General features: G+C 51.2%; 6 protein-coding genes. 3 read left to right on the top strand and 3 right to left on the bottom strand.

Annotated elements, in window-relative coordinates; translation table 11 throughout:
- Positions 1–249: 249 nt before the first annotated feature.
- The gene (locus HBA26_RS22400; RefSeq protein ID WP_049136922.1) at positions 250–753 is read left to right on the top strand and encodes a non-heme ferritin-like protein; all 504 of its coding nucleotides are present in this window, start codon (positions 250–252) and stop codon (positions 751–753) included.
- A 162-nt stretch (positions 754–915) separates the two neighbouring features.
- Positions 916–2259, top strand: coding sequence for an anaerobic C4-dicarboxylate transporter (locus tag HBA26_RS22395; protein ID WP_126345767.1), 1344 nt, complete (start codon positions 916–918; stop codon positions 2257–2259).
- A gap of 40 nt (positions 2260–2299) precedes the next feature.
- Here the strand turns inward: HBA26_RS22395 and HBA26_RS22390 are convergent, their stop codons facing one another.
- From HBA26_RS22390 to HBA26_RS22380, 3 genes are all read right to left on the bottom strand, one after another.
- Positions 2300–2551 carry a DUF2766 family protein gene (locus tag HBA26_RS22390; RefSeq protein ID WP_008500405.1) on the bottom strand — a complete coding sequence of 84 codons (252 nt, stop codon included), beginning with the start codon at positions 2549–2551 and terminating at the stop codon, positions 2300–2302.
- Between the two features lie 110 nt (positions 2552–2661).
- The gene (azuC, locus tag HBA26_RS22385) at positions 2662–2745 is read right to left on the bottom strand and encodes a stress response protein AzuC (protein WP_014884364.1); all 84 of its coding nucleotides are present in this window, start codon (positions 2743–2745) and stop codon (positions 2662–2664) included.
- Positions 2746–2863: 118 nt separating this feature from the next.
- A complete protein-coding gene (locus tag HBA26_RS22380) occupies positions 2864–3502 on the bottom strand; it encodes an RpiB/LacA/LacB family sugar-phosphate isomerase (protein WP_059355169.1) in 639 nt (212 codons plus the stop codon).
- Between the two features lie 254 nt (positions 3503–3756).
- Between HBA26_RS22380 and yecR the strand changes: the two genes are divergently transcribed.
- Positions 3757–4095, top strand: a complete 339-nt coding sequence (yecR, locus tag HBA26_RS22375) for a YecR family lipoprotein (protein WP_041909409.1) — start codon at positions 3757–3759, stop codon at positions 4093–4095.
- Positions 4096–4295 lie beyond the last annotated feature (200 nt).

Genomic DNA, 4295 nt, shown 5'->3' with positions numbered 1-4295 from the left:
TCCGTCGTCGGCAGCGTCAGATGTGTATAAGAGACAGATATTAAACTTTGTAATGTATGGCAAACACAGCCTAATTAAGAGTTTTCTTAATCATAAGACAAAGGTATGCTTATTTATATCGAACACAGGAAGTGAATTTTCGATCGATTTTAGTCACTGCAAAAATTGCAATTCTGTTTTTCTTCGTATTTGCCTGGCTGTCAGGTTAAGCAGCGGACATCACGTCCCACAGTCTATAAGGATATGAGTATGGCTACCCAAACGATGATGCAAAAACTTAACGCGCAGATGAACCTTGAGTTCTACGCCTCGAACCTGCACCTTCACCTAAGTGCATGGTGTTCTGAAAAAAGTCTCACGGGCTCTGCCACGTTCTTTCGTTCACAGGCACAAAGCAACGTCACCCATATGATGCGCGTCTTTAACTTCCTGAAGGCCGTGGGGGCTAACCCGGTTGTTAAAGCCCTTGATGGGATCAACGAAAATTACTCTTCTCTGGAAGAACTGTTCCAGAAAACGCTGGAAGAGCATGAGCAGCGCTGTACGACGCTCAACAAGCTGGCCGATGAAGCCAGAGCACAGCATGACATCATCACTCTTAAATTTTTACGCGATATGGATAAAGAACAGCAGCAGGACGGTATGCTGCTGAAAACGCTGGCGGATGAGATCCACAATGCGCGCCAGGCCGGTTTACGCCCGGAGCAAGCTGACCGCCACCTGCTCGATCTTGTGACGGTGCAGCACCACTAAGCGTTTAACCTGCCTTGGCCCTGGTTCAGGGGGGCAGGTTCCTTCTTATCTCCCCAACCCTCTGATTTGCTGAAATTTAACAAATCAGATCTCGCTCTCAATGATTAACCATACAAAATGTAATGATTTATTTAATTACATAATCATTGACGAGGGAAAAGCATGATCACCATTGAGTTTGTTGTCATTCTCCTCTGCCTGCTGACGGGAACACGTTTCGGCGGCATGGGGCTTGGGTTAATCAGCGGTATTGGCCTTTTTATTTTGTGTTTTGTCTTTGGGCTCCAGCCCGGCAAGCCTCCGGTTGACGTCATGTTAACCATTCTCGCGGTGATAGGCTGTGCCGCTACCCTGCAGACCGCGGGTGGCCTCAACGTCATGATGCAGTTTGCTGAACGCCTGCTGCGCAAACACCCGCAGCACATCACGCTTCTCGCCCCTTTTACCACCTGGATGCTGACCTTTCTGTGCGGCACCGGGCACGTGGTCTACACCATGTTCCCCATCATTGCGGATATCGCCCTGAAAAAAGGGATCCGCCCGGAACGCCCAATGGCGGTGGCATCGGTGGCATCCCAGATGGCGATCACCGCGTCTCCGGTTTCCGTCGCCGTTGTGTCGCTGGTCTCCATCCTGGCCGCACAGCATGGGATTGGGCACGCCTGGGGGATCCTGGAAATCCTCGCCGTATCGGTTCCCGCTTCGCTTTTCGGCGTCGCGATCGCGGCCCTGTGGAGTTTACGTCGGGGGAAAGATTTGGCTGACGACGGGGAGTTTCAGGAGAAACTGAAAGATCCCAAACAGCGCGAGTTTATCTATGGCGGCACGGAGACGTTAATGAACCAGCGTTTTCCGAAGCAGGCCTACTGGTCGACATGGATTTTCTTTGCCGGTATTGCGGTGGTAGTCCTGCTCGGGGCTTTCCCCGAACTGCGCCCGGCCTTCGAGCTGAAGGGTAAAATGACGGCCCTGTCGATGAACCTCGTCATTCAGATGATGATGCTCATCGCCGGTGCCGTGATGCTGACGGCCTGCAAGGTCAATGCCTCAGCCATCTCAAACGGTGCGGTATTCAAGGCCGGTATGGTGGCGATCTTCTCGGTGTTCGGGGTGGCGTGGATGAGCGATACCTTTTTCCAGGCGCATCTCGATGAGTTAAAGCTAGCGCTGGAAGGGGTGGTGAAAAGCCATCCGTGGACGTATGCCATCGTGCTTTTCCTGGTGTCGAAGCTGGTAAACAGCCAGGCGGCGGCCCTGACGGCCGTGGCGCCGATGGGATTGATGTTGGGCATCGATCCAAAAATGCTGATCGCCTTCTTCCCGGCGTCCTACGGCTATTTTGTTCTGCCGACTTACCCGAGTGATTTAGCCTGCATCGGCTTTGACCGCTCGGGAACAACCCGCATCGGCAAATTCATCATTAACCACAGCTTTATTCTGCCGGGGCTAATTGGCGTGAGCTGCGCCTGCGCGGCGAGCTACCTGCTGGTCCAGACCTTCTTTTAACGTTTTCAACGGGCGACACGCGCGGTCGCCCGTTCGCGTTTTAATGAGACTCGCCCTGCGGCGTAAAGCGCAGTTCAATCAGCGCGATGGCTTTCTGGATCGCGCGAAGCGTCACCGGGTCGGCAGCCGCGGGATGGCTGGCAAAATCGATGTTTTTCAGCTGCGTGGACATCTTCTCGCGCACTTCAACCGGTGCAATAACGTCCAGAACATCAAGAATTTGCTTGATAACCAGCTGACAGGCGACAACGTCAGAGACCAGTTCCTGATCGGCGCTCAGGTTTTGTGACATGGGGGTTTCTCCTTATTCAAAGGCCGCCATAGTATCAAAACGTGGCCCGTGACATCTGCCCTTCATTGCCGCAGGACACAAAAAAACCCGCCGAAGCAGGTTTTTTTTTATCAGAACATGGCGCCAGGCGGCACGTCTTTAAAAGTGCGGCAGTAATTGGCCCACATACTTTTCAGGATTTTGCGCAGTTTCATTGTGATGCTCCATTAACTTGTTATACAACTTTATTGTCAATGTGCCTATAATATGACCATCGTCACAAAAATCAATATTTTTGTGACACATATCACAATTTAAACTGCGCAGTGCGCATTAACCCAGGATACTGCGAACAAAATCCTCGATCGCCTTATCCTGGCAATTTTCAAAGAAGCACTGCTGGAAACGCGGGCCGGAAACAGCGGTCTTCACCAGCTCAGGATCGATGGCGCGCAGCGAGTCAAGATAGTTATCTTTTACCACGGCCGCTTTTACCTGGTTCAGAATACCGGCGTTACGCACCTGTGGCTCTTTACGCTCTGGAGGATATCCCTCCCCTTTTCGGCCGGTAAACGCCTTTTCAAAGATAAAGCGAACGTTTAGCTCCGCTCCCCAGCCAAACCCTTTGGCAAAAGGCAGCGAGAGCGCATTGCCGTTATTGATTTGCGCGAAGAGAAACGCGTCTGCGGGATCGATGCAGTAGCCGCAAATCACGCCAGGGTGGATGTTTAACGACATCAGCGCCCCCTGCCCGGTGCCGCAGCCGGTGACCACAAAATCCACCGCTTTCGCATTCAGCAAAATGCTCGCCATAATGCCCAGGTGGATGTAGGTCAGGTGATGATCGTTTTCGTCGCTCATACCCACGTTGTAAACCGGGAACCCTTTTTCATCGGCTACCGTTTTCAGCTCTTTTAATATGACTGGGTTTTTAGCCGCCTGGCTGTTTTCCATCATCAGTGCAATTTTCATCGTGTCTCTCCAGAATGCGCTGCGGGCGCTCCCCGCCATGGATACCTGTTCCCGTTCATTCTGGCATCAAATAAACAGACTTTCAAAGTAAATGAAATGCAGTTTTAAAAACTAAATGCACGCTCACAATTTTGTGAAGGGGAGGATCTACGCCGTCCGTTGCAAAGAGTGAGGGTAGATCGTCCGGCTATTCCTGGCATTGCAGCGGGCATCTGCGGGTACGATAACGTATTTCCATCCACTCAGAGCGAACCATGAAAAGAGCCATCGTAGCCGCTACAGTCCTGCTGCTCGCGGGATGCAGCGTTAAACGCCAGGCGGAAATCAGCAGCCTCGACGCGCCGAACGGCATTGTCCGCCTCGACTATGGCCAGGCCGTGCTGCAAAACGCCTGGTCCGATGAGTATGTTAATAACGGTACCGCGGTAAAAGCCTGTCAGAACATGGGCTATGCCACCGCCTCTGCCTACGGGCAACCGGTCAAAACCTGTACCCTGACAAGCGGCTCTTTGTGCCTGAACGAGAGCGTTACTATCCAGTATAAGTGCATGGGGTATGCCGTTAACCCTAAGGCAAATAATCCCTGGTATTAATCAAAGCTGCCAGCGTTTGCTGGCGCTTTATTTAACTAAGAACAAAAATAATTCGCATTAATAAAAATAAATATCGCCAATGCGTTTTATTCCCATTCGTATTTTAAACGAACAAATATTTAATTTTACGTTTTGCAAATAATTAAATAACAAATTATAGTGTCTGTCTCTTATACACATCTGACGCTGCCGACGACGGA

The sequence above is a fragment of the Enterobacter sp. 725m/11 genome, from assembly GCF_011683705.1.
GTDB lineage: Bacteria > Pseudomonadota > Gammaproteobacteria > Enterobacterales > Enterobacteriaceae > Enterobacter > Enterobacter bugandensis.
Note: the sequence above shows the minus strand (reverse complement) of the source record. Positions and strands in the feature narration are given on the sequence as shown.

Coding starts and splice junctions, on each gene's coding strand:
- HBA26_RS22400 (WP_049136922.1), top strand. CDS start 250: ATGGCTACCCAAACGATGATGCAAAAACTTAACGCGCAGATGAACCTT.
- HBA26_RS22395 (WP_126345767.1), top strand. CDS start 916: ATGATCACCATTGAGTTTGTTGTCATTCTCCTCTGCCTGCTGACGGGA.
- HBA26_RS22390 (WP_008500405.1), bottom strand. CDS start 2,551: ATGTCACAAAACCTGAGCGCCGATCAGGAACTGGTCTCTGACGTTGTC.
- azuC (WP_014884364.1), bottom strand. CDS start 2,745: ATGAAACTGCGCAAAATCCTGAAAAGTATGTGGGCCAATTACTGCCGC.
- HBA26_RS22380 (WP_059355169.1), bottom strand. CDS start 3,502: ATGAAAATTGCACTGATGATGGAAAACAGCCAGGCGGCTAAAAACCCA.
- yecR (WP_041909409.1), top strand. CDS start 3,757: ATGAAAAGAGCCATCGTAGCCGCTACAGTCCTGCTGCTCGCGGGATGC.